Source organism: Sphingobium sp. D43FB, from assembly GCF_002312805.1.
GTDB lineage: Bacteria > Pseudomonadota > Alphaproteobacteria > Sphingomonadales > Sphingomonadaceae > Sphingobium.
Genome location: NZ_NMUA01000184.1, coordinates 1 through 502, shown reverse-complemented (window position 1 = coordinate 502; position 502 = coordinate 1). Strand labels below are relative to the sequence as shown.

General features: G+C 61.0%; 1 protein-coding gene. It reads left to right on the top strand.

What is annotated here, in order from left to right; translation table 11 throughout:
- The coding region (locus tag SxD43FB_RS25510) for a hypothetical protein (protein ID WP_176482922.1) at positions 1 to 289 on the top strand (289 nt) is incomplete at its 5' end.
- Between the last annotated feature and the right edge of the window lie 213 nt (positions 290 to 502).

Below are 502 nucleotides of genomic sequence, written 5' to 3'. Positions count from 1 at the left end.
GCGCAGCATTGGTTCGCTCGCGAGCTTGCCGTGCCTGCGTCTGAAGCTGCGCGAAACGCTCCCCTGGCTCGGCGCCGGATGCGGCAAGCGGCTGATATCGCGTAACCTGCTGTGCGGCGAAAGCAGCTTCGGCGCGCGCCGCGTCGAGCTGGGCTTGCGCTTGCGCTATGGTTGCCTGTTGTTCGGAAATCTGAGAGCGCGTCGTATCCCCCGCAGCCGTTGCCGTTTCGATCTGGCTGGTAATCTGTTCGGTCTGCGCCCGATATTCGCGGGGATCGAGTTCAGCTAGCCCGAAAAATTCACCGGGGGTTGGTGGATGTGGCGTAACGCTATGATTTGACGTATGATTTGGTTGCTTACACCGGCCACCGTCAATTCTGGAGAGCCACACCCACCATGGACGATCCTACGCTGCCCCTGACCGGTTTGTCACCCGTTTCTGGCAAGCGTTTGGACGCTAGATTTGACGGCGGCATGCTCTCTTCGGATGGCGGCCTGGTGC